Consider the following 17,928-nt stretch of genomic DNA (forward strand, 5'->3'; position numbering starts at 1 on the left):
GACTATCGTTCCCCCATGACGCTGGAGATCACCGGCGGAACCCTTTTCTCCGCCCTGGCAACGAAAAGCTGGACCCGTCACTACGCGGGTGGCGCGGTCACGTTCGGCTGCCGCGAGCGCACGTACGAACGTGCCCCGCGGGTCTGGGGAGGCCGCGGTCTCGGGCTGCCCGAAGACGAGCTGCCGGCCTTCGCCGCGCAGCTCAAGCGCGTCATGAAGCACGAGGCGTACTGGCTGGCGCGGGCCGAGTGCCCGGACCGCCGGGCGGGCGACGCCGCGCGCTGGTCACCGGGCCGGTACGACGACGAAGACGGCTTCGTGTACTTCGCCGGACCGTGCACCCACGGCGATCCGTGGCCGGGCTACCGGCCGGCGCGCAGCTTCACCGTCGCGCTGCCCCAGGTCCGCGGCCTGCGCATCCGCGTCGCCGCCTACCTGGCCGCCGGCTGACCCGGGACAAACGACAGGAATGAGTCATTCATGTCGTCTGACGAGGTGAATGAGTCATTCACGGCATCGGCCCGCCGTGCCGCGCGAGCCGGAGCCGTCGCCGCGGTCGTGAGCGGGATCCCGTCCACCGCCCACGCCCTCCTCACCGGCCGTGACCTGCTCGCCGCGACCCGCGCCGCCGGCACCCTGCTGCCCGGCCGGCGCGACCGGCCCGGCGTCGCCGCCGGGCTGATCGCGCACGTCCTCGTCTCGGCCGCCTGGACCGGGGTGCTGGCCGCGACCGCCCTGCGCCACCGCCTCGGGTTCGTCCGGGGCGCGGCGGCCGGGCTCGTGATCGCGGCGCTGGACCTCGGCATCGCCGGCCGGATCTACCCGGCTGTGCGGGCGCTTCCCCGCGCCCCACAGGTCCTGGACCACCTGGTCTTCGGCGCCGTCACCGGCGCGCTCCTGGACCGTCCACAAGGGACGGATCAGGGCACGACCTGGACGACGTCACCCGGGTGCAGCGAGTCGTAGAACGTCACCGCGGCCGCGTGCGAAAGGTGCACGCACCCGTGCGACTTCACCTTCAGGCTGCCCTGGTGGAACGCCACGCCGGTGGTCGTGAAGAACACCGAGTACGGCATCGGCCCGTTGAACTGCCTGCTGTAGTGGTCGATGTCCTTGTACTGCACGTGGAACGTCCCGAGCGGGGTCGGGTACTTCGCCAGCCCGACGGTGATCGGGACCCCGCCGTAGGTGACGTGGCCGGCGCCGTCCGTCAGCCACGCGGTATTCGAACTGCGCTGGACGCAGGCCTTCGCTTCGGCGCTGCACGGCGTCGACGCCGCTTCGGCCGTTCCCGCGAACGCCACGGTCCCCGCCATCGCGGCGACCCCGCCCAGTAGTGCGATCATCCTCCGGTTCATCGTGCGCCTCCCGTTGTCGTTCGGCTACAGGAGGTAGAATGCCCAGTTTTCGGATCTTCGAACCGAGGATCACTCCCGCGGTTGCGACAGCTGGAGGAACTCGTTCTGCTCGCGGTCGTAGCGCTGGGTCAGGCCGTTGCCGTAGCGGTCCCACCAGTTCGCCGTGTGGCCGCCCTGACGGGTCGTCGTGTCCCCGTAGACCTGGCGGTCGTACTCGATGCGCGCGTCGTGGAACTCCTGCTGGAACTGCTCGGGCGTGAGGCCCTGTGCGTGCTGGATCGCGGCGTCGGACAGGGTGCGCGAGCTCCGGACGATGTCGTCGCCCGCCATGTGGTTGAGGATCGCGCGCACGCCGCCGGCGCCGCGCATGTGCGCGCCGGACATGACCGCGGCCTGGGTGCCGGGATCGGTGAAGTTGAGCGCGCCCGCGGTGCGCGCGTTCGCCGTCATCAGGTCGGAGACGACGGCGCGTTCTTCCGCGCTGCCGATGCCGTACTGCTCGCGCGCGGCGATGATCCGGTCGTAGCCGTTGTGCATGTTCTGCCGGAAGCCGTACGCCTCGGGCACGCCGCCCTGCTCCCCCGTCGCGCCCTCGGAGCGCATGATCGAGTCGACGACCCGCGGGTCGAGCTGCTGCGGCGCCGCCGCGGCCGCCGCTCCCCCGCCGCCCTGGGCGGCGTTCTGGCCACCGCCGTAGGCCTGCGCGACGTCGGAGTCGGCCGCGTTGTAGGCGTTCGCGGCCGTCTGGACGTTCTGGTTGACGTTCGTGATCAGGCTCAGGAACTTCTGGAGCGCGCTGCCCAGCGAAGAGTGCAACGCCGAGTTCGCGGCGGCGACCCCGCTGCCGATGCCGGCGAACGACATCGCGTCCAGCACCAGGCCTTCCAGGTCGCGGGTGGTCGACAGGAAGGACGACCCGACTTCTTCGACCGCCTTGGCGACCGTCCCCATTTCGGTGGTTTCGGCGCGGTAGGCCCCGGCACTCATGGTCTGCTCCCTCCGGACACCGGCTTTGCGCGTCGAGAATTCCCCACCGGGCCGCGCCGCCCCACGGCCGAATTACCCACTGATCGACCCTCGCCTGTCGTTCATCTTCAGTTCACGCGGGATTCTTCTCGCGCGGTACTAGACCTCCATGACGACCCAGACGCTCGACACGATCGCGTCCGAACAACTCGACCTGCAGCTCGACATCGTCGAAGACCGGCTGCGCCAGGACTACGCGGACCTGGACCGCCCGTCCGCCCACGCCCTCGTCGAACGGGAACGGACCCGGTTCGCCGCCGCACGGATCCACGCGTTCGTCCCGATCCTCGTCGAACGGGCCGTCCGGGAATCCCTCGAGGAACCGCCGGGGCGCCACCGGCGCTAAAGTCGGGAGATGGACAAGCCCCAGGACGACCCGGACGTCGTGGACGCCGAGATCGTGGACGAGACGCCGACCGCCGCACCGGCGATCCCCTCGCCGCCGCTGCCGGACCCGGACTACAGCGAGGGCGGCGTGCCCAGCTTCGACTTCGTCCGCGACAAGATCGAAAACCGCTACACGACGTCGCTGGGCGCCACCGACCTGGCCGGGCTGGGCACGGAGAACACGGCCGAAGCCCTGGACAAGAAGATCGCCGACCGCGACCAGGCCGCCAAGGACCGGCTGGCCGAGATCCGCCGCTCGATGCGCGGCGAGTAGGTCAGCCGAAGATCGCGCCGGGATCGCCGGTGTACCAAGCGTTTTCGATCCGCACCCGGCGCATCACCCAGCGGGCGCCGTCGCGGACCAGCGTGACGTCGTAGCGGTTCTTCAGCAGCGCGTGCTTGCCGTGGTCGTCGCTCAGCAGGTGCTGGGCCTCGACCATGGCCGTCAGCCGCGCGGTGTCGCCGTCCACCGTGACGCGCGGGTTGGTCACCTGGTGCGTCGTGTCGACGCGCCCCTCGAACAGCGCGAGGATCGTGTCGACGATCGCGTCCCGGCCCGTCATCACCGGCGGCTCCGCGCCCCAGCGCGCGGCCGCCGGCCGGAAGTCCAGCTCCGCGTCGGCGGCGAACGACGACGCGAACAGCTCCCGGTCCTTGAGGTCCTGGCCGAGGCCGAAGCGGTACAGCGCGTCGACGATCTCGGCGCGGTCGTGCAGATCCGTGGTCATGCCCCCAGCCTCGCCGCGCCCGCGAAGCCGATCAACGCGCTTCTGTGCCACGATCGTGAAGCAGGAGTTGACGATGGAGGGGCGGCGTGGCGGAGAGGCGCGAGGTCGAGGCGTTCCTGGCGCTGGCCGGGGAACTGCACTTCGGCCGCACGGCCGAGCGGCTGCGCGTGTCGACCGCCCAGGTCAGCCAGACGATCCGGAAGCTGGAACGGCGGATCGGCGCGCCCCTGTTCACCCGGACCAGCCGCCGCGTCGAGCTGACGCCGGTGGGGCGGCAGCTCCTCGCCGACCTCGGGCCGGCGTGGTCGGCGGTCGAAGCGGCCCTGGACCGGGCGGTCGAGGCCGGCCGCGGGGTCACCGGCACGCTGCGCGTCGCGTTCGGCGACGCCGCGGGCGGGCAGCTGCTGGCCGGGGTGGCCGAGCTGTTCCGGCGGCGGGCGCCCGGCTGCGAGGTCGAGTTCCGCGAGGTGCGGCCGGCCGAGGTCCTGCCGTGGCTGCGCGAGGGCGAGGTGGACGTCGTGCTCGCCGGGCTCCCGCTCGGCGGGCCCGGCCTGGTCACCGGCCCGGTGCTGGTGCGGGAGACGCGCTTCCTCGCCGTCGCGGCCGGCCACCCGTTCGCCCGGCGGGACGCCGTGGGAGTCGCGGACCTGGCGCGGGTCACGGTGCTGCGTTGCGCGCTGCCGGACCCGTGGCTGGACGAGCACGCGCCCGGGGCGGTGGTGCGGCCGCGCGCCGGCCTGCAGGAGCTGCTCACGCTGGCCGGTGCCGGAGACGGCGTGCTCCCGGTCGGCGCTCACATCCGGCGCTACTACCCGCGGCCCGACATCGCCTACGTCCCGCTCGAGGGCGCACCCCGGCTCGAGTGGGGCCTCGTCTGGTGCGACGGGTCCGAAACGGCCCGGGTGCGCGCCTTCGCCGAAGCCGCGGCCGACCTGGTGCGCGAACCGGCCTGACGCTTTCCCGGGCGCACCGGACCGGAGCCGGTCAGGCCGGCAGCCAGCGCACCTCCTCCGGCTGACAGGCGGCGATCGCCGTCAGCCGGTTCGGGAACACCCGGACCCGGTCGGCCAGACCCGTCAGCCGCACCACCCGGTCGGCCACGCTCCCGGGCGTGACGATCAGGCACCCGGCTATCCCGCGGTCCCGGCAGCACTTCATCGCCTCCAGCAGGCCCCCGGCCCCGTGCGCCGACAGGAACTCGAGCGACGCGAGGTCGAGCACCAGCAGGTGGGGTTCCGGCAGTTCGCAGATCGCGGCTTCGATCAGCGTCGTCCACCGCAGCACGGTGGCGATGTCCAGCTCGCCGCGGACCTCGACGACCAGCACACCGCTGGTCCGCTCCGCGACGGCCTCTTCCCGCTCCCGCATCGCGCCCTCCCCGGAGCCGGATCGGGGCCGGCCCCGGCCCATCGTCCCACTCCCGCCCGGCCGCGGCCGCGCAACCAGCGAGAGCGAACGCAGACGGCCCAACCGGCACGCCCGTCCGGCTCAGCGTCCACTGTGGAGGCTCAGCCGCGCCAGCCACTCCCGCAGCAGTGTCATTTCGGCCGCCGTCAGGTCTCCCGGCGCCGCCTCCGGCAGCTGGGCGGCGAGCGTCGTCGCCGTCGCCGCGACGTCGTCAGGCCCCGGCCGCGCCTCGGCGAGCACGCCGGCCAGCACGCTTTCCCGCACCCGGACGGAAAACCCGGGATCGGCGTAGAGCTCCGGCCGGGTGATCATCGACAGCGCGACGCCGGCGTTGGCCGCCATGACCATCTGCGCGGCGAGCGGCGGCGGCAGCTTCAACCGACCGGCGGCCGCACACCGCTCCAGGACCGCGAGCAGCAGGCCGTGCGCCTCGGCGGCCGCCCCGGGCGGGGTCGACAGGCCCGAGTACATCAGGCGGTAGTGGTGGGGGTTGCCGAGCGCGAACGCGACGTGGTTGTCCCAGCCGTCGCGCAGGTCGCGCACCGGGTCGCCGGACGGCTTCGCGGCCCGCTTGCCGGCGAGGTACTTCTCGAAACCGCGGTCGACGACGGCGGCGAGCAGGCCATCCTTGTCGCCGAACTGCCGGTACAGCGCCGGCGCGCCGACGCCGGCGGCCTCGCAGACCGCCCGCGTGGAGAACTCGCCCGAGTGCGCCAGCAGGTCGGCCGCTGCCTCCAGAATTCGCGTCCTCACATCCACGACGCCGACGCTACCAGCGGATATCATCGATATCAACGATAGGGTAGCGTCGGTTCGAGACCTGTGTTAGCGTCGCTTACACAAACCGGAATCCACTGATACCGAAGGATGCTCACCATGCCGTTCGCCAACTTCAAGGTCCCCGCCGGCACCCTCACCCCGGAGCAGAAGGAGCAGCTCGTCACCCGCACCACCGACCTCTACGCCGAGTTCTATGGCGACCGCGCCCGCGCGAACACGATGGTGCTGGTCGAGGAGGTCGCCGACGGCGGCTGGGGCATCGGCGGCGACGTGCTCACCCTGGCGAAGCTCCAGGCCGGGTGACGTCAGGCTTCCGTAATCCTCTCGTGGAATCATCGGTACGCCGCCGAAGTTGTACCAGCGGAAGCACCGCACGAGAGAAGGAGTGACGCCGTGACCACGTCAACCGAAAGGGCCGTCCTGGCCGGCGGCTGCTTCTGGGGCATGCAGGAGCTGTTCCGCCGCCAGCCCGGGGTGATCTCGACCCGGGTCGGTTACAGCGGCGGCGACGTCCCGAACGCGACCTACCGCAACCACGGCACCCACGCCGAGGCCATCGAGGTGGTCTACGACCCCGCGCAGACGACGTTCCGCGACCTGCTCGAGTTCTTCTTCCAGGTGCACGACCCGACGACGAAGAACCGGCAGGGCAACGACATCGGCCTGAGCTACCGCTCGGCGATCTTCTTCGAAAACGACGAGCAGAAGCGCGTCGCAGAAGACACGATCGCCGACGTCGACGCGTCCGGGCTGTGGCCGGGCAAGGTCGTCACCGAAGTCAGCCCGGTGGGCGACTTCTGGGAGGCCGAGCCGGAGCACCAGGACTACCTGCAGCGCATTCCGAACGGGTACACCTGCCACTTCGTGCGCCCGGGCTGGAAGCTCCCGAAGCGCGAGAAGACCGCCTGACACACTCGTATCACCAAGGCCCCTTCGCCGATCCCCGGCGAAGGGGCCTTCGTCGTTTCGGACGCGGAAAAGATCACCCGAACGGCGGTGATCCGCCTCGCGTCCTGAGTGGACGGTCAGCCGATCGAATCCCAATAGCGATGATTGTCCTTTTTGGGACGTATTGCGTCCGGTAGATAAGACCGTACGTTAGTCGCTTGTTCACGAGCCTCCGGCACCGGATTCTGATTTCCGTTACATGGCAGTACCTCTCGTCCCCCTGATCCGGCCCGGTCTCGAACCCGGGCCTGGTTCACCCTGCCCGGAGGAGATCCCTCGATGGAACTGAGACGTCCAGTCGTCTTGGCAGCAACCGGCGTGCTCGTCGGCGCTCTCTGCATCACCGGTACCGCACAGGCGCAACCCACCCCGAACGCCACCCCGGACGCCGTCCCGAGCGCCGTGGCCCAGGCCACGACCGCGGCCGCCGGCCTCGTGGCGAGCAGGCCCGCCGCGCTGCACGCCAGTGCGGACGACGTTTTCCTGGCCCAGAAAGCGATTTCCTCCACCAACGGACTCCAGTACATCCCTTACGAGCGCAGCTACAAGGGCCTGCCCGTGGTCGGCGGCGACTTCGTCGTCGCGACCAACTCGACGGGCCAGGTGCTCGGCACCTCCGTCGCACAGGACCAGACCATCAACCTCGCCACGACCACCGCGAAGGTGACCGGGGCCGCGGCCGAGGCGACCGCGCGGCAGCAGCTGTCCGCCGTGGACAGCGTGAGCCCCGCCCAGCAGGTCGTCTACGCGCTCGGCTCGCCGACGCTGGCCTGGAAGAGCACCGTCGTCGGCCGGGACGCCGAGGGCCCGAGCCGGCTCGACGTCATCGTCGACGCCGCCACCGGCAAGGTGCTCAAGACGCAGGAGCACGTCCTCAACGGTGACGGCACCAGCGCGTGGAACGGCCCGAACCCGGTGCACCTCGACACCACGCACTCGGGCAGCACGTACTCGCTGAAGGACCCGGCCATCACCAACACGTCCTGCCAGGACGCGGCCAACAACACCACCTTCAGCGGCACGGACGACCTCTGGGGCAACGGCACCGCCAGCAACCGCGAAACCGGCTGCGTCGACGCGCTGTTCGCCGCCCAGACCGAGAACAAGATGCTCTCGCAGTGGCTGGGCCGCAACGGCTTCGACGGCAGTGGCGGCGGCTGGCCGATCCGCGTCGGCCTGAACGACCAGAACGCCTACTACGACGGCACGCAGGTCCAGATCGGCAAGAACACCGCCGGTGGCTGGATCGGCTCGATCGACGTCGTCGCGCACGAGCACGGCCACGGCATCGACGACCACACCCCGGGTGGTATCTCCGGTGCGGGCACGCAGGAGTTCGTCGCGGACGTCTTCGGCGCCTCGACCGAGTGGTTCGCGAACGAGCCGGCTCCCTACGACCAGCCGGACTTCCTCGTCGGCGAGCAGGTGAACCTGGTCGGCTCCGGCCCGATCCGCAACATGTACAACCCGTCGGCGCTGGGCGACAAGAACTGCTACGACAGCTCCGTCCCCAACGGTGAGGTGCACGCGGCCGCCGGCCCCGGCAACCACTGGTTCTACCTGCTGGCCGAAGGCACCAACCCGACCAACGGGCAGCCGACCAGCACCACGTGCAACAGCTCCACGATCACCGGCCTCGGTGTCCAGAACGCGGTGAAGATCTTCTACAACGCGATGCTGCTCAAGACCTCCAGCAGCTCGTACCTGAAGTACCGCACCTGGACGCTGACCGCGGCGAAGAACCTCTTCCCGGGCAGCTGCACCGAGTTCAACACCGTCAAGGCGGCGTGGGACGCGATCTCGGTCCCGGCGCAGTCGGCCGACCCGACCTGCTCGGCGACCGGCACCGTGACCGTCTCCAACCCGGGCAACCAGTCGACGACGACCGGCGGCTCGGTCAACCTGCCGCTGTCGGCCTCCGGCGGCACCGCGCCGTACTCGTGGACCGCCACCGGCCTCCCGGCCGGCCTGTCGATCAACGCCTCCACCGGCACGATCTCGGGCACCGCGACCACCGCGGGCACCTCGAACGTCACGGTGACGGCGACGGACGCGGCCAACAAGACCGGCACGGCGTCGTTCACCTGGACCGTCGGCACCACCGGCGGCTGCTCCGGCCAGAAGATCGTCAACGGCGGCTTCGAATCGGGCAGCGGCAGCTGGACCGGCACCACCGGCTCGATCGGCCAGTGGGGTTCGCAGGGTGAGGCCGCGCACGGCGGCACCTACTCGTCCTGGCTCGACGGGTACGGCTCGACGCACACCGAGTCGGTCGCGCAGTCGGTGAGCATCCCGGCGGGCTGCCACGCCAGCCTGACGTTCTACCTGCACATCGACACCGCCGAGACGACCACCACGACCGCCTACGACAAGCTGACCGTCACCAACGGCAGTGCGACGCTGGGCAGCTACTCCAACCTGAACAAGGCGTCCGGGTACGCGCTCAAGACGATCGACGTTTCGTCGGCCGCCGGCGGCACCCTCGCGCTGAACTTCACGGGCACCGAAGACAGCTCGCTGCAGACCTCGTTCGTCATCGACGACGTGGCCGTCACCCTGAGCTGACGCTGAACCGCTGAGACGGGGAGACCGGGCGACCGGTCTCCCCGTTTCTTCGTTTTCCGGAGCAGAATCGGCGCATGGACACCGAAGAGCTGCGCGCGACCCAGGCCCCGCTGAAGGAGCAGTACCGCGAGCGGCCGGAAAGCGCGCTCGTCACGCTGCACGCCGACGCCGAGCTCGACGGCCTCGGCGTCTCCTGCAAGGTGGAGACCGGCCGCGCGGTCGTCGAAGCCGGCCTGCACCCGGCGACCGGCGGCGACGGCACCCTCGCCTGCTCCGGCGACATGCTGCTGGAAGCCCTCGCCGCGTGCGCCGGGGTGACGCTGCGGGCGGTGGCGACGTCACTGGGCCTCGAGGTGCGCGGCGGCCGCGTCCGCGCCGAAGGCGACCTCGACTTCCGCGGTACCCTCGCCGTCGCGAAGGACGCGCCGGTCGGCTTCCGCGCGATCCGGTTGTCGTTCGTCCTGGACACCGACGCTTCCGAAGACGAACTGGCGACGCTCAAGAAGCTGACCGAGCGCTACTGCGTCGTGTTCCAGACGTTGCGGACGCCGCCGGAGTTCGCCGTCACGCTTTCGGCGAACTGAACGCACCTCCGGGAGAAACCCGGAGGACAAAGCGGACAGCGTGGCCTAGTTTGGCGGGGTCACCGAGAGGGGGACCGCCATGCCGGAACCGGACATCGCCGTCCAGGTGCGAGGGCTCGTCAAGACCTACCGTGCGACCCGCGCGCTCGACGGCGTCGACCTCGACATCCCGGCCGGGCGCGTGCTCGGCCTGCTCGGCCCGAACGGCGCCGGGAAGACCACCGCGGTCCGCATCCTGACGACGCTGCTGCGGCCGGACTCGGGGTCGGCGCGCGTGGCCGGGTTCGACGTCCTGACCCAGCCCGACGAGGTGCGGCAGCGGATCGGGCTCTCCGGCCAGTACGCGGCCGTCGACGAGAACCTCACCGGGTTCGAGAACCTCTACATGGTCGGGCGGCTCTACGGCAGGCGGAAGTCCGCCGCCCGGTCCCGCGCCCGGGAGCTGCTGTCGCGGTTCGCGCTCGAGGAAGCCGCGGACCGGCCCGCGAAGGGCTATTCGGGCGGCATGCGCCGGCGTCTCGACCTGGCCGGCGCGCTGGTCGCCGAGCCGACCGTCGTCGTCCTCGACGAGCCGACCACCGGTCTCGACCCGGGCGGGCGCCTCGACACGTGGGGCGTCATCAAGGAACTGGTCGCGGACGGCACGACCGTGCTGCTGACCACGCAGTACCTCGAAGAGGCCGACCAGCTCGCCGACTCGATCGTCGTGATCGACCACGGCCGGGTGATCGCGCGCGGCACGGCCGACGAACTCAAGGCCCAGATCGGCGGCGAACGGCTGGAGCTGGTCGTCGCCTCGGCCGCGGACCTGCCGGCCACCCTGGAGGTGCTGCGCGCGGTGGGGACCGGCGAGCCGTCCGGCGACGATCACACGCGGCGGGCGGAGATCCTCGTCGACACCGGGCCGAAAGCACTCATCGAGGCCCTGCGCCGGCTCGACGGGCAGGGCATCGCCGTCCAGGACGTCGGCCTGCACCGGCCAACGCTCGACGACGTGTTCCTGTCCCTGACCGGCCACGGCGCCGAGGAGGCCGCGAAGTGAACGCGATCGCGAAGGGCCTCTCGGACGGCGGCATCATCACGTGGCGCAACCTGATGAACGTCCGCCGCAACCCCGACTGGCTGATGGCCGCGACGCTCCAGCCGATCATGTTCGTGCTGCTGTTCGCCTACGTCTTCGGCAACGCGATCGGCGGCGAGTCCGGCGGCGCGGCCTACCGCGAATTCCTCATCGCCGGGATCTTCGCCCAGACGGTGGCGTTCAACTCGGCGTTCACCGTCATCGGCTTCGCCAACGACCTGCAGAAGGGCATCATCGACCGGTTCCGCTCGCTGCCGATGTCCCGCATCGCGGTCATCCTCGGCCGGACGACGTCGGACCTGGTGGTCAGCGTGGTGGCGCTGGTCGTGATGTCGGCGTGCGGCCTGATCGTCGGCTGGCGGATCCGCGGCAGCTTCTGGGACGCGCTGCTGGGCTACCTGGTGATGCTGATGTTCGCGTGGGCCCTGTCGTGGGTGGGCGCGCTGATCGGCCTGGCGGCGCGCAGCGTCGAGGTGGCGCAGAGCCTCGGGCTGGTCTGGATGTTCCCGCTGAGCTTCATCTCCTCGGCGTTCGTGCCGACGCAGACGCTGCCGGCGTTCCTCAAGGCGATCGCGGACTGGAACCCGTTCACGGCGGTGATCAACGCGACGAGGGACCTGTTCGGCAACCGGTTCGGGGCGCCGCCGTCGGGCTGGCCGGCCGAGCACGCGGCGCTGTACGCGATCCTGTGCTGCGTGGCGATCATCGCGGTGTTCGCTCCCTTGGCCACGGCGAAGTACCGGCGGGTGGCGAGCAAGTAGCACCGTCCGAAGAGGACTGACCGCTCGATGTCAGTCCTCTTCGGACAGCTCCACGATCGGGATCACCCGCTTCGCTTCCCTCGCCTTCACCCGGTGGTCGGCCAGGAACGGGTAGTGCTTCTCCAGTTCCGTCCACGTCCGCACGTAGTCCGCCCCCAGCAGGGGCAGCGCCTCCGCCGTGAACGTCCGGCCGTCGACCTCCACCGTCACCCTCGGGTCTTCCGCGAGGTTCAGGTACCAGTCCGGGGTGCGCGGCGCCCCGATGTTCGACGCCACCACCAGCAGCCGCTCGCCGTCGCGGTGGTACATCATCGGGACCGTGCGCGGCTCGCCCGTGCGACGGCCCGTCGTGGTGAGCAGCACCAGCCGTTCGCGGTGCATGCCCTCGACCTCGCCGCCCGCCCGGAACTGCTCGATGACGCGGCGGTTCGTGTCCTGGACGTCGACGGTGTCCATGGTCACCGGTCGTAGTAGCGGGTCGGCGGGGGCTCCTGGCGTGTCGGCGGCCCGGGTTGCTGCTGGCTGCGGCGCCGGTGCAGCGTGCGGGCGCTGGCCGCCATGCTGTTGACCACCGCGGCGATCACGAGCCCGATGACGAGGTTGATCGCGGCGGTCGCGATCTTCGCGCTCGGCGCGACGGTCAGCGTCAGCGGCAGCACCACCGCGATCAGCGTCACCAGCACCATGATCCAGCCGAAGAACTGCGACGGCGCGGGCGTGGCGACGCTGAGCAGGTGCATCAGCCCGGTGGCGAGCAGGGCCACCGCGGCGGCGACCAGCGCGTACGTCGTGGTGCTCGCGTTGCCCCAGACGCCTTCGCCTTTTGGGGCCAGCACTTCGACCTCGAAGACCCCGCGCGCGATCAGCAGCCCGACCACCGCGAGGAGGGCCGCGATCACCGCCGTCGCCACGCCGCCCGCCCACAGCCTGCGCGCGTCGATCCCCGGGCGGACGTCCTGGGGCTGGTTCCCGTAGTAGTCGGACATCAGAGCCTTCCTGGGTCGGCTGTGCCTCTCACCCCCGATTGTCCCCCGTTTCGGCCCCGTCCGCGATTTGCGCTGGAGTGCGCTCCAGCTCGTACCGTCGGGGCATGATCACCGAACAGCACAAGATCGGATCGGGCTTCGGCGCCACGACCACGGCCGCCGAAGCCGTCGCGGGCGTCGACCTCACCGGCAAGCTCGCCGTCGTCACCGGCGGCTACTCCGGGATCGGCCTCGAAACCACCCGCGCGCTCACCGGCGCCGGCGCGCACGTCGTCGTCCCGGCCCGCCGCCGCGCCACCGCCGAAGAGGCCCTCTCCGGGGTCGAAAACGTCGAGGTCGACGAGCTGGACCTGGGCGACCTCGACAGCGTCCGCGCCTTCGCCGGGCGCTTCCTGGCCACCGGACGGCGGATCGACCTCCTCATCGCCAACGCGGGCGTGATGGCCTGCCCCGAGACGCGCGTCGGCCCGGGCTGGGAAGCCCAGTTCGCCACCAACCACCTCGGTCACTTCGCGCTGGTCAACCGGCTGTGGCCGGCCGTCGCCGACGGCGCCCGCGTCGTCTCCCTGTCCTCCCGCGGTCACCACAACTCCCCGATCCGCTGGGACGACGTCCAGTTCACCCGGGGCTACGACAAGTGGGCGGCCTACGGGCAGGCCAAGACGGCCAACGTGCTCTTCGCCGTCCGGCTCGACGAGCTGGGCGCGGAGAAGGGCGTGCACGCGTTCGCGCTGCACCCCGGCGGCATCATGACGCCCCTGCAGCGGCACCTGCCGAAGGAGGAGATGATCGAGCGCGGCTGGATCGACGAAGCCGGGAACTTCCTGGTGCGGTTCAAGACCCCGGAGCAGGGCGCGGCGACCACGGTCTGGGCCGCGACGTCGCCGCAGCTGGCCGGGCTCGGCGGGCTGTACCTCGAGGACTGCGACGTCGCCGAGCTGTCCCCGCCGGACGCCGAGGGCATGACCGAGTCGGGCGTGCGCCGGTACGCCGTGGACCGCGAGGAGGCCCGTCGCCTGTGGACGCTGTCCGCGGAACTCACCGGCGTGGACGCTTTCGCGTGATCTTCTGACGTTTGCCCGTCACGGGATCGGGGTACATCGCGGCCGTGGCCGACGACGCCGGCAGAACGGGGAACGCGCCGATGAGCGACGCGGACGACGTCACGTGTGCTCGGTTCGCCCTCGGCGAGTTCGCCGTCCGGCCGCGCTCCCTCCACGACGGACATCCGCCGGAGCTGCTGGCCGGGCGCTACGAGGTCGGCCGGCTGGTCGGCAGCGGCGGCACGGCCCGCGTGTACCGGGCCTACGACGTGCGGCTCGCGCGGGAGGTCGCGGTCAAGATCTACGACCGGGACGCGGTCGCGCTGGACCAGCGCCGCCGCCTGCGCGAGATGAGCATCCAGGGCAGCATCACCCACCCGGGCGTGGTGGCGCTGCTCGACAGCGGCACCGAGCACGGCCGGACGTACCTGGTGATGCAGCTGGTCGAGGGCGAGAACCTGGCGGAGCGGCTGCTGGGCGGCCCGATGCCGGTGGCCGAGGTGACGGCGCTGGCCGACGGGCTCGCCGAGGCGCTGGCCCACGTGCACGCGCGCCGCGTCGTCCACCGGGACCTCAAGCCCGCCAACGTGTTCCTGTCCGTGGACGGCCCGCTGATCGGCGACTTCGGCATCGCCCACGCCCTCGACACGACGCACATCACGGGCACGGGCGTGGTCCCGGGCACGGCGGCGTACCTGGCGCCCGAGCAGGTCGGCGGCGAACGAGCGGGGCCACCCGCGGACGTGTACGCGCTCGGGCTGATCCTGCTGGAGTGCGTGACGGGCCGCCGCGAGTACCCGGGCACGATGGTCGAAGCGGCGATGGCGCGGCTGACGAGGCCGCCGCGGATCCCGGAGGGGCTGCCGCCGTCGCTCGCGCACACGTTGCGCCGGATGACGCAACGGGAACCCGCTGACCGCCCGACGGCGGCGGAGGTGCGGCAGCTGCTGCACGCACCGGCGCCGACGCTGCCGCGGGCCACCGAGCGCCGGGGCCTCGCCGCGGCGGCGGTGCTGCGGCGATGGCACCGCGCGGCACCGGACCGCGGACTGCGTGGCACGGCGGGACGCCGACGGACCGTGGCCGACGACGGCGGGAAACTCGGCCACCACGGCCCCCACGCCCCGGCGGCCGCCGGTCCTGGCCGGCCCGGCGGGCTCGACCCGGCGGCGGACGGCGCCGGTGAATCCGGCCACCGGTACCCGATCGACTCCCCGGCAGGCCACCGCGGCCCGCTCGCCCCGACCGTGCGCGACACCGGCGTCGCGCACCGGCCCGGACCCGCGGGCCCCCGCAGGATCCTCGCCGCCGTGGGCCTGTCGGCGGACGGCGATCCGGCCCGGCGCCGCCGGTTCACCGCGGCCGCCGGACTGACCGCCGCGGCCGTCGCCGCCGCTTCCGCCCTGTTCCTCGCCGCGCAGGAACCCGGGACCAGCACTCCGGCCCAGCCGCCGGCGCCCAGCTCTCCCGCGTCCAGCCGGCCGTCGCCGGCACCGCTCGCCGGCACCGGGACCCCGGACGCGGGCCCCGGCGCGGCCGAGTCCGCGGATCTCGAACCCGCCGCCGTCACCCGTGAAAGCCAGGCCACGCCGAAGGCCACGAAGCCCGTCAAGCCGCCGAAGCCCGAGCCCCACGGCAAGGGCAAAGGCAAGGGCCCCGGCCACGACTAGGACCTCCGGCCGGGCCCGATCCGGGCCCAACGGCCCTGGTGCCGCAAACCCATTCGGAATAGACCGGAAGCCGTCTCGAATTGTTCCCCCGAATTCGGACTCGAAGCAATAACGGCCGGTAACCGGAACCGGCTCCGCCCCGACACACCTTACGTGTCCGGCCGGCCGAGTTCCGGCCCGGCACCACCGCCGGGAATCCCCGTTCCGGCCGGCTCGACGACTTTCCGGAGGTCTTGATGAGTGTCCACGCTGCCCTCGCGCGGCCGGTTTTCGGAACACCGCGCGGGCGGCACGCCAAGCCCCGCTCCGCGTGGCCGCGCATCGCTGTCAGGACCCTCTTCCTCCTGTGCGCGATGATCTCCGCCGCTGCCGTCCTCGGCGGCGGCTGGCCGCCGGTGCTGCTCGTCGTCCCCGCCGCCGCGCTCGTACTGCTCGTCGCGGGCATCGTGAAACTGCGGACCGCGGCCCGGCAGATCGACACCATCTTCGCCGAAGAACTGACGCGGGAAGCGCCTGCCGAAACCGGCGTTGATATCGAGATCTCCTGACCTTCAGATCATTTCCGGCGCCACAGAACTGTTCTTCGGCAACGGGCTGACACCGCTGGTGACCTCGCCCGGCCGGCGCATCCCGGCACCACCTGGGACGAAGGGCGCCTTCAGCCCGCGTCCTGCCAGGGTTCGAAGCTGCGCAGCAGCAGCCTGACCTGCGCCGGGTCCCGGATCTCCGCCTCGACGCCGCCTGGCATCGCGATGATCAGGTGGGTGTCACGCGCCGCGCAGCCCGCTGCAGTCGCGGCCAGGACCGCCGCCCCGCCGCCGTCGACCGCGGTGGCCATCGTCAGGTCCACCACCAGGCGGCGGACCTCGGCGGCGTAGGCGTCTTCGACTGCCTGGTGGTACGCGGGCGCCAGACCGCCGTCGAAGAGCCCCTCCACGGACAGGATGATCTCGTCGTCCAGGAGAACGCTGTGCAGTGCCATCCCGACCTCCTGCCGACCGGGTTTTTCCCACCGGTCCGGGTTCTTCGGAAAAGGTTACGTCAGGCCCCCGGGCGGGTGCAGGCTGAGAGCGTCACGGCTCGGCGTCGAGGAGGACGGACCCATGGGCGAGCAGCTCCCCCGGTTTTCTCTTTTGATCAACGGAAAAGCCGCCGGAGCCCGCTCCGGGCGGACGTTCGGGGCGCAGAACCCGTACACCGGGCAGCACTGGGCGGTCGTGCCGGACGGCGGCCCCGAGGACGTCGACGACGCGGTCGCGGCGGCCCGCGCGGCGCTCGAGGGCGAGTGGGGCACGACCACCGGCTTCGCGCGCGCCGCCCTGCTGCGCCGGCTCGGCGACCTCATCGGCGAGCACGCCGAACGGCTCGCCCGGCTCGAGGTCAACGACTCCGGCAAGCTCTACCGCGAAATGATCGGGCAGCTCACCGGGCTCGGTGGCTGGTACCACTACTTCGCGGGCCTCGCCGACAAGATCGAGGGCCGCCAGATCCCGGCGCCGAACCCGGACTACCTCGTCTACACCCGCCGCGAGCCGGTCGGCGTCGTCGCGGCCATCACGCCGTGGAACTCGCCGCTGCTGCTGCTCACCTGGAAGCTCGCGCCCGCGCTGGCCGCCGGGTGCACGGTCGTGGTGAAGCCGTCCGAGCACTCCCCCGTCTCGACGCTCGGGCTGGCCGAGCTGATCACCGAAGCGGGGTTCCCGCCCGGCGTCGTCAACGTCGTCACCGGGCTCTCCCGCGAGACGGGCGCGGCGCTGGCCGGGCACCCGGGCGTGGACAAGGTCGCGTTCACCGGGTCGACCGCCACCGGCCGCGCGGTCGCCGTGGCCGCCGCGCAGAACCTGAACAAGGTGACGCTGGAGCTGGGCGGCAAGTCGCCGCAGGTGGTGTTCCCCGACGCCGACCTCGCCGCGGCGGCCAACGGCGTCGTCGCGGGCGTGTTCGCCGCGACCGGCCAGACGTGCATGGCCGGGTCGCGGCTGATCGTGCACACCGACGTCCACGACGAGCTGGTCCGCCTGGTCGCCGAGCGCGCCGCGGCGATCCGGCTCGGCGACCCGAACGAGCCGGACACCGAGATGGGGCCGGTCGCGAACGCGCCGCAGTACGAGAAGGTGCTGCACTACCTGGAAACCGCGAAGGCGGAAGGCGCGACGGTCGTCTGCGGCGGCGAGGCGGAACCGGCACTGGGCGGGCTGTTCGTGCGGCCGACGGTGCTGACCGGGGTGACGCCGGAGTCGACGGTCGTGCGCGAGGAGGTCTTCGGGCCGGTGCTGGCCGCGCTGAAGTTCACCGACGAGGCCGAAGCGATCCGCCTGGCCAACGACACGCCGTACGGCCTCGCCGGTGCTGTGTGGACGAAGGACGTGCACCGCGCCCACCGCGTCGCGGCGAAGCTCAAGGCCGGGACGGTGTGGATCAACGCCTATCGGGTGGTGGCGCCGTCGGTGCCGTTCGGCGGGGTGAAGAACTCGGGTCTGGGACGGGAGAACGGCGTCCACGCGATGGACGAGTACCTGGTGGACAAGGCGGTCTGGGTCGAACTGACCGGCGGCACGCGGGATCCGTTCACCTTGGGCTGAAGACGCGCCGGACCGGCGAAGG

Annotated in this window: 23 protein-coding genes; 15 read left to right on the plus strand and 8 right to left on the minus strand. The window is 71.7% G+C overall.

Going from position 1 to position 17,928, the window contains the following annotated elements; all coding sequences use genetic code 11:
* Positions 1-15: 15 nt before the first annotated feature.
* Complete coding sequence (locus QRX60_RS46340; RefSeq protein WP_285997820.1) at positions 16-450, plus strand: hypothetical protein; 435 nt, start codon at positions 16-18, stop codon at positions 448-450.
* A 45-nt stretch (positions 451-495) separates the two neighbouring features.
* Entirely contained in the window at positions 496-966 is a 471-nt protein-coding gene (locus tag QRX60_RS46345; RefSeq protein ID WP_285997821.1) for a hypothetical protein, read from the plus strand.
* On the opposite strand, the gene QRX60_RS46350 is transcribed toward QRX60_RS46345, so the two are convergent.
* Entirely contained in the window at positions 921-1,358 is a 438-nt protein-coding gene (locus QRX60_RS46350; protein WP_285997822.1) for a L,D-transpeptidase, read from the minus strand. The two genes, QRX60_RS46345 and QRX60_RS46350, sit on opposite strands and share 46 nt — an antisense overlap.
* Positions 1,359-1,427: 69 nt before the next feature.
* A complete protein-coding gene (locus QRX60_RS46355) occupies positions 1,428-2,345 on the minus strand; it encodes a hypothetical protein (RefSeq protein WP_285997823.1) in 918 nt (305 codons plus the stop codon).
* 148 nt (positions 2,346-2,493) lie between these two features.
* On the opposite strand from QRX60_RS46355, the gene QRX60_RS46360 reads away from it, so the two are divergent.
* Together QRX60_RS46360 and QRX60_RS46365 are read left to right on the plus strand one after the other, a co-directional pair.
* Positions 2,494-2,730, plus strand: coding sequence for a three-helix bundle dimerization domain-containing protein (locus QRX60_RS46360; protein WP_285997824.1), 237 nt, complete (start codon positions 2,494-2,496; stop codon positions 2,728-2,730).
* A 9-nt stretch (positions 2,731-2,739) separates the two neighbouring features.
* Positions 2,740-3,045: a hypothetical protein gene (locus tag QRX60_RS46365; protein WP_285997825.1), complete on the plus strand. Its 306-nt coding sequence runs from the start codon at positions 2,740-2,742 to the stop codon at positions 3,043-3,045.
* Between the two features lies 1 nt (position 3,046).
* Here QRX60_RS46365 and QRX60_RS46370 read toward each other — a convergent pair whose 3' ends face one another.
* Positions 3,047-3,499 (minus strand): nuclear transport factor 2 family protein, encoded by a 453-nt coding sequence (locus QRX60_RS46370; protein WP_285997826.1) that lies wholly within the window; start codon positions 3,497-3,499, stop codon positions 3,047-3,049.
* An 86-nt stretch (positions 3,500-3,585) separates the two neighbouring features.
* On the opposite strand from QRX60_RS46370, the gene QRX60_RS46375 reads away from it, so the two are divergent.
* Positions 3,586-4,452: a LysR family transcriptional regulator gene (locus QRX60_RS46375; RefSeq protein ID WP_285997827.1), complete on the plus strand. Its 867-nt coding sequence runs from the start codon at positions 3,586-3,588 to the stop codon at positions 4,450-4,452.
* A 31-nt stretch (positions 4,453-4,483) separates the two neighbouring features.
* On the opposite strand, the gene QRX60_RS46380 is transcribed toward QRX60_RS46375, so the two are convergent.
* Together QRX60_RS46380 and QRX60_RS46385 are read right to left on the minus strand one after the other, a co-directional pair.
* Positions 4,484-4,867: an STAS domain-containing protein gene (locus QRX60_RS46380; protein WP_285997828.1), complete on the minus strand. Its 384-nt coding sequence runs from the start codon at positions 4,865-4,867 to the stop codon at positions 4,484-4,486.
* A 120-nt stretch (positions 4,868-4,987) separates the two neighbouring features.
* A complete protein-coding gene (locus QRX60_RS46385) occupies positions 4,988-5,665 on the minus strand; it encodes a TetR/AcrR family transcriptional regulator (protein ID WP_285997829.1) in 678 nt (225 codons plus the stop codon).
* Positions 5,666-5,782: 117 nt separating this feature from the next.
* On the opposite strand from QRX60_RS46385, the gene QRX60_RS46390 reads away from it, so the two are divergent.
* The 6 genes from QRX60_RS46390 (at position 5,783) to QRX60_RS46415 (ending at position 11,625) form a co-directional block, all read left to right on the plus strand.
* Positions 5,783-5,989 carry a tautomerase family protein gene (locus QRX60_RS46390; protein ID WP_285997830.1) on the plus strand — a complete coding sequence of 69 codons (207 nt, stop codon included), beginning with the start codon at positions 5,783-5,785 and terminating at the stop codon, positions 5,987-5,989.
* A gap of 90 nt (positions 5,990-6,079) precedes the next feature.
* Complete coding sequence (gene msrA, locus QRX60_RS46395) at positions 6,080-6,595, plus strand: peptide-methionine (S)-S-oxide reductase MsrA (RefSeq protein ID WP_285997831.1); 516 nt, start codon at positions 6,080-6,082, stop codon at positions 6,593-6,595.
* Positions 6,596-6,913: 318 nt separating this feature from the next.
* Positions 6,914-9,199: a M4 family metallopeptidase gene (locus tag QRX60_RS46400; protein WP_285997832.1), complete on the plus strand. Its 2,286-nt coding sequence runs from the start codon at positions 6,914-6,916 to the stop codon at positions 9,197-9,199.
* 74 nt (positions 9,200-9,273) lie between these two features.
* Complete coding sequence (locus QRX60_RS46405) at positions 9,274-9,783, plus strand: OsmC family protein (RefSeq protein ID WP_285997833.1); 510 nt, start codon at positions 9,274-9,276, stop codon at positions 9,781-9,783.
* Between the two features lie 79 nt (positions 9,784-9,862).
* Entirely contained in the window at positions 9,863-10,825 is a 963-nt protein-coding gene (locus tag QRX60_RS46410) for an ATP-binding cassette domain-containing protein (RefSeq protein WP_285997834.1), read from the plus strand.
* Complete coding sequence (locus QRX60_RS46415) at positions 10,822-11,625, plus strand: ABC transporter permease (RefSeq protein WP_285997835.1); 804 nt, start codon at positions 10,822-10,824, stop codon at positions 11,623-11,625. Before QRX60_RS46410 ends, QRX60_RS46415 begins: the two co-directional genes overlap by 4 nt.
* A 30-nt stretch (positions 11,626-11,655) precedes the next feature.
* On the opposite strand, the gene QRX60_RS46420 is transcribed toward QRX60_RS46415, so the two are convergent.
* Positions 11,656-12,081, minus strand: coding sequence for a nitroreductase/quinone reductase family protein (locus QRX60_RS46420; protein WP_286003836.1), 426 nt, complete (start codon positions 12,079-12,081; stop codon positions 11,656-11,658).
* Between the two features lie 2 nt (positions 12,082-12,083).
* Positions 12,084-12,611 carry a DUF6069 family protein gene (locus tag QRX60_RS46425; RefSeq protein ID WP_285997836.1) on the minus strand — a complete coding sequence of 176 codons (528 nt, stop codon included), beginning with the start codon at positions 12,609-12,611 and terminating at the stop codon, positions 12,084-12,086.
* A 104-nt stretch (positions 12,612-12,715) separates the two neighbouring features.
* On the opposite strand from QRX60_RS46425, the gene QRX60_RS46430 reads away from it, so the two are divergent.
* From QRX60_RS46430 to QRX60_RS46440, 3 genes are all read left to right on the plus strand, one after another.
* Positions 12,716-13,675 carry an SDR family NAD(P)-dependent oxidoreductase gene (locus QRX60_RS46430; protein WP_285997837.1) on the plus strand — a complete coding sequence of 320 codons (960 nt, stop codon included), beginning with the start codon at positions 12,716-12,718 and terminating at the stop codon, positions 13,673-13,675.
* A gap of 80 nt (positions 13,676-13,755) precedes the next feature.
* Positions 13,756-15,324, plus strand: a complete 1,569-nt coding sequence (locus tag QRX60_RS46435) for a serine/threonine-protein kinase (protein WP_285997838.1) — start codon at positions 13,756-13,758, stop codon at positions 15,322-15,324.
* Between the two features lie 236 nt (positions 15,325-15,560).
* Positions 15,561-15,872 (plus strand): hypothetical protein, encoded by a 312-nt coding sequence (locus tag QRX60_RS46440; RefSeq protein ID WP_285997839.1) that lies wholly within the window; start codon positions 15,561-15,563, stop codon positions 15,870-15,872.
* Between the two features lie 110 nt (positions 15,873-15,982).
* Here QRX60_RS46440 and QRX60_RS46445 read toward each other — a convergent pair whose 3' ends face one another.
* Positions 15,983-16,306 carry an STAS domain-containing protein gene (locus tag QRX60_RS46445; RefSeq protein WP_285997840.1) on the minus strand — a complete coding sequence of 108 codons (324 nt, stop codon included), beginning with the start codon at positions 16,304-16,306 and terminating at the stop codon, positions 15,983-15,985.
* Positions 16,307-16,427: 121 nt separating this feature from the next.
* Between QRX60_RS46445 and QRX60_RS46450 the strand changes: the two genes are divergently transcribed.
* Positions 16,428-17,906 carry an aldehyde dehydrogenase gene (locus QRX60_RS46450; protein WP_285997841.1) on the plus strand — a complete coding sequence of 493 codons (1,479 nt, stop codon included), beginning with the start codon at positions 16,428-16,430 and terminating at the stop codon, positions 17,904-17,906.
* Positions 17,907-17,928 lie beyond the last annotated feature (22 nt).

It is taken from the genome of Amycolatopsis mongoliensis (assembly GCF_030285665.1).
In the GTDB taxonomy this organism is placed as follows: Bacteria; Actinomycetota; Actinomycetes; order Mycobacteriales; family Pseudonocardiaceae; genus Amycolatopsis; species Amycolatopsis mongoliensis.

Bases quoted from the DNA above. Each gene is read 5' to 3' on its own strand.
- QRX60_RS46365 (WP_285997825.1), top strand. From the start codon at position 2,740: ATGGACAAGCCCCAGGACGACCCGGACGTCGTGGACGCCGAGATCGTG.
- QRX60_RS46340 (WP_285997820.1), top strand. From the start codon at position 16: ATGACGCTGGAGATCACCGGCGGAACCCTTTTCTCCGCCCTGGCAACG.
- QRX60_RS46425 (WP_285997836.1), bottom strand. From the start codon at position 12,611: ATGTCCGACTACTACGGGAACCAGCCCCAGGACGTCCGCCCGGGGATC.
- QRX60_RS46405 (WP_285997833.1), top strand. From the start codon at position 9,274: ATGGACACCGAAGAGCTGCGCGCGACCCAGGCCCCGCTGAAGGAGCAG.
- QRX60_RS46380 (WP_285997828.1), bottom strand. From the start codon at position 4,867: ATGCGGGAGCGGGAAGAGGCCGTCGCGGAGCGGACCAGCGGTGTGCTG.
- QRX60_RS46445 (WP_285997840.1), bottom strand. From the start codon at position 16,306: ATGGCACTGCACAGCGTTCTCCTGGACGACGAGATCATCCTGTCCGTG.
- QRX60_RS46410 (WP_285997834.1), top strand. From the start codon at position 9,863: ATGCCGGAACCGGACATCGCCGTCCAGGTGCGAGGGCTCGTCAAGACC.
- QRX60_RS46390 (WP_285997830.1), top strand. From the start codon at position 5,783: ATGCCGTTCGCCAACTTCAAGGTCCCCGCCGGCACCCTCACCCCGGAG.
- QRX60_RS46355 (WP_285997823.1), bottom strand. From the start codon at position 2,345: ATGAGTGCCGGGGCCTACCGCGCCGAAACCACCGAAATGGGGACGGTC.
- QRX60_RS46350 (WP_285997822.1), bottom strand. From the start codon at position 1,358: ATGAACCGGAGGATGATCGCACTACTGGGCGGGGTCGCCGCGATGGCG.
- QRX60_RS46430 (WP_285997837.1), top strand. From the start codon at position 12,716: ATGATCACCGAACAGCACAAGATCGGATCGGGCTTCGGCGCCACGACC.
- QRX60_RS46440 (WP_285997839.1), top strand. From the start codon at position 15,561: ATGAGTGTCCACGCTGCCCTCGCGCGGCCGGTTTTCGGAACACCGCGC.
- QRX60_RS46370 (WP_285997826.1), bottom strand. From the start codon at position 3,499: ATGACCACGGATCTGCACGACCGCGCCGAGATCGTCGACGCGCTGTAC.
- QRX60_RS46435 (WP_285997838.1), top strand. From the start codon at position 13,756: ATGAGCGACGCGGACGACGTCACGTGTGCTCGGTTCGCCCTCGGCGAG.
- QRX60_RS46400 (WP_285997832.1), top strand. From the start codon at position 6,914: ATGGAACTGAGACGTCCAGTCGTCTTGGCAGCAACCGGCGTGCTCGTC.
- QRX60_RS46420 (WP_286003836.1), bottom strand. From the start codon at position 12,081: ATGGACACCGTCGACGTCCAGGACACGAACCGCCGCGTCATCGAGCAG.
- QRX60_RS46450 (WP_285997841.1), top strand. From the start codon at position 16,428: ATGGGCGAGCAGCTCCCCCGGTTTTCTCTTTTGATCAACGGAAAAGCC.
- QRX60_RS46360 (WP_285997824.1), top strand. From the start codon at position 2,494: ATGACGACCCAGACGCTCGACACGATCGCGTCCGAACAACTCGACCTG.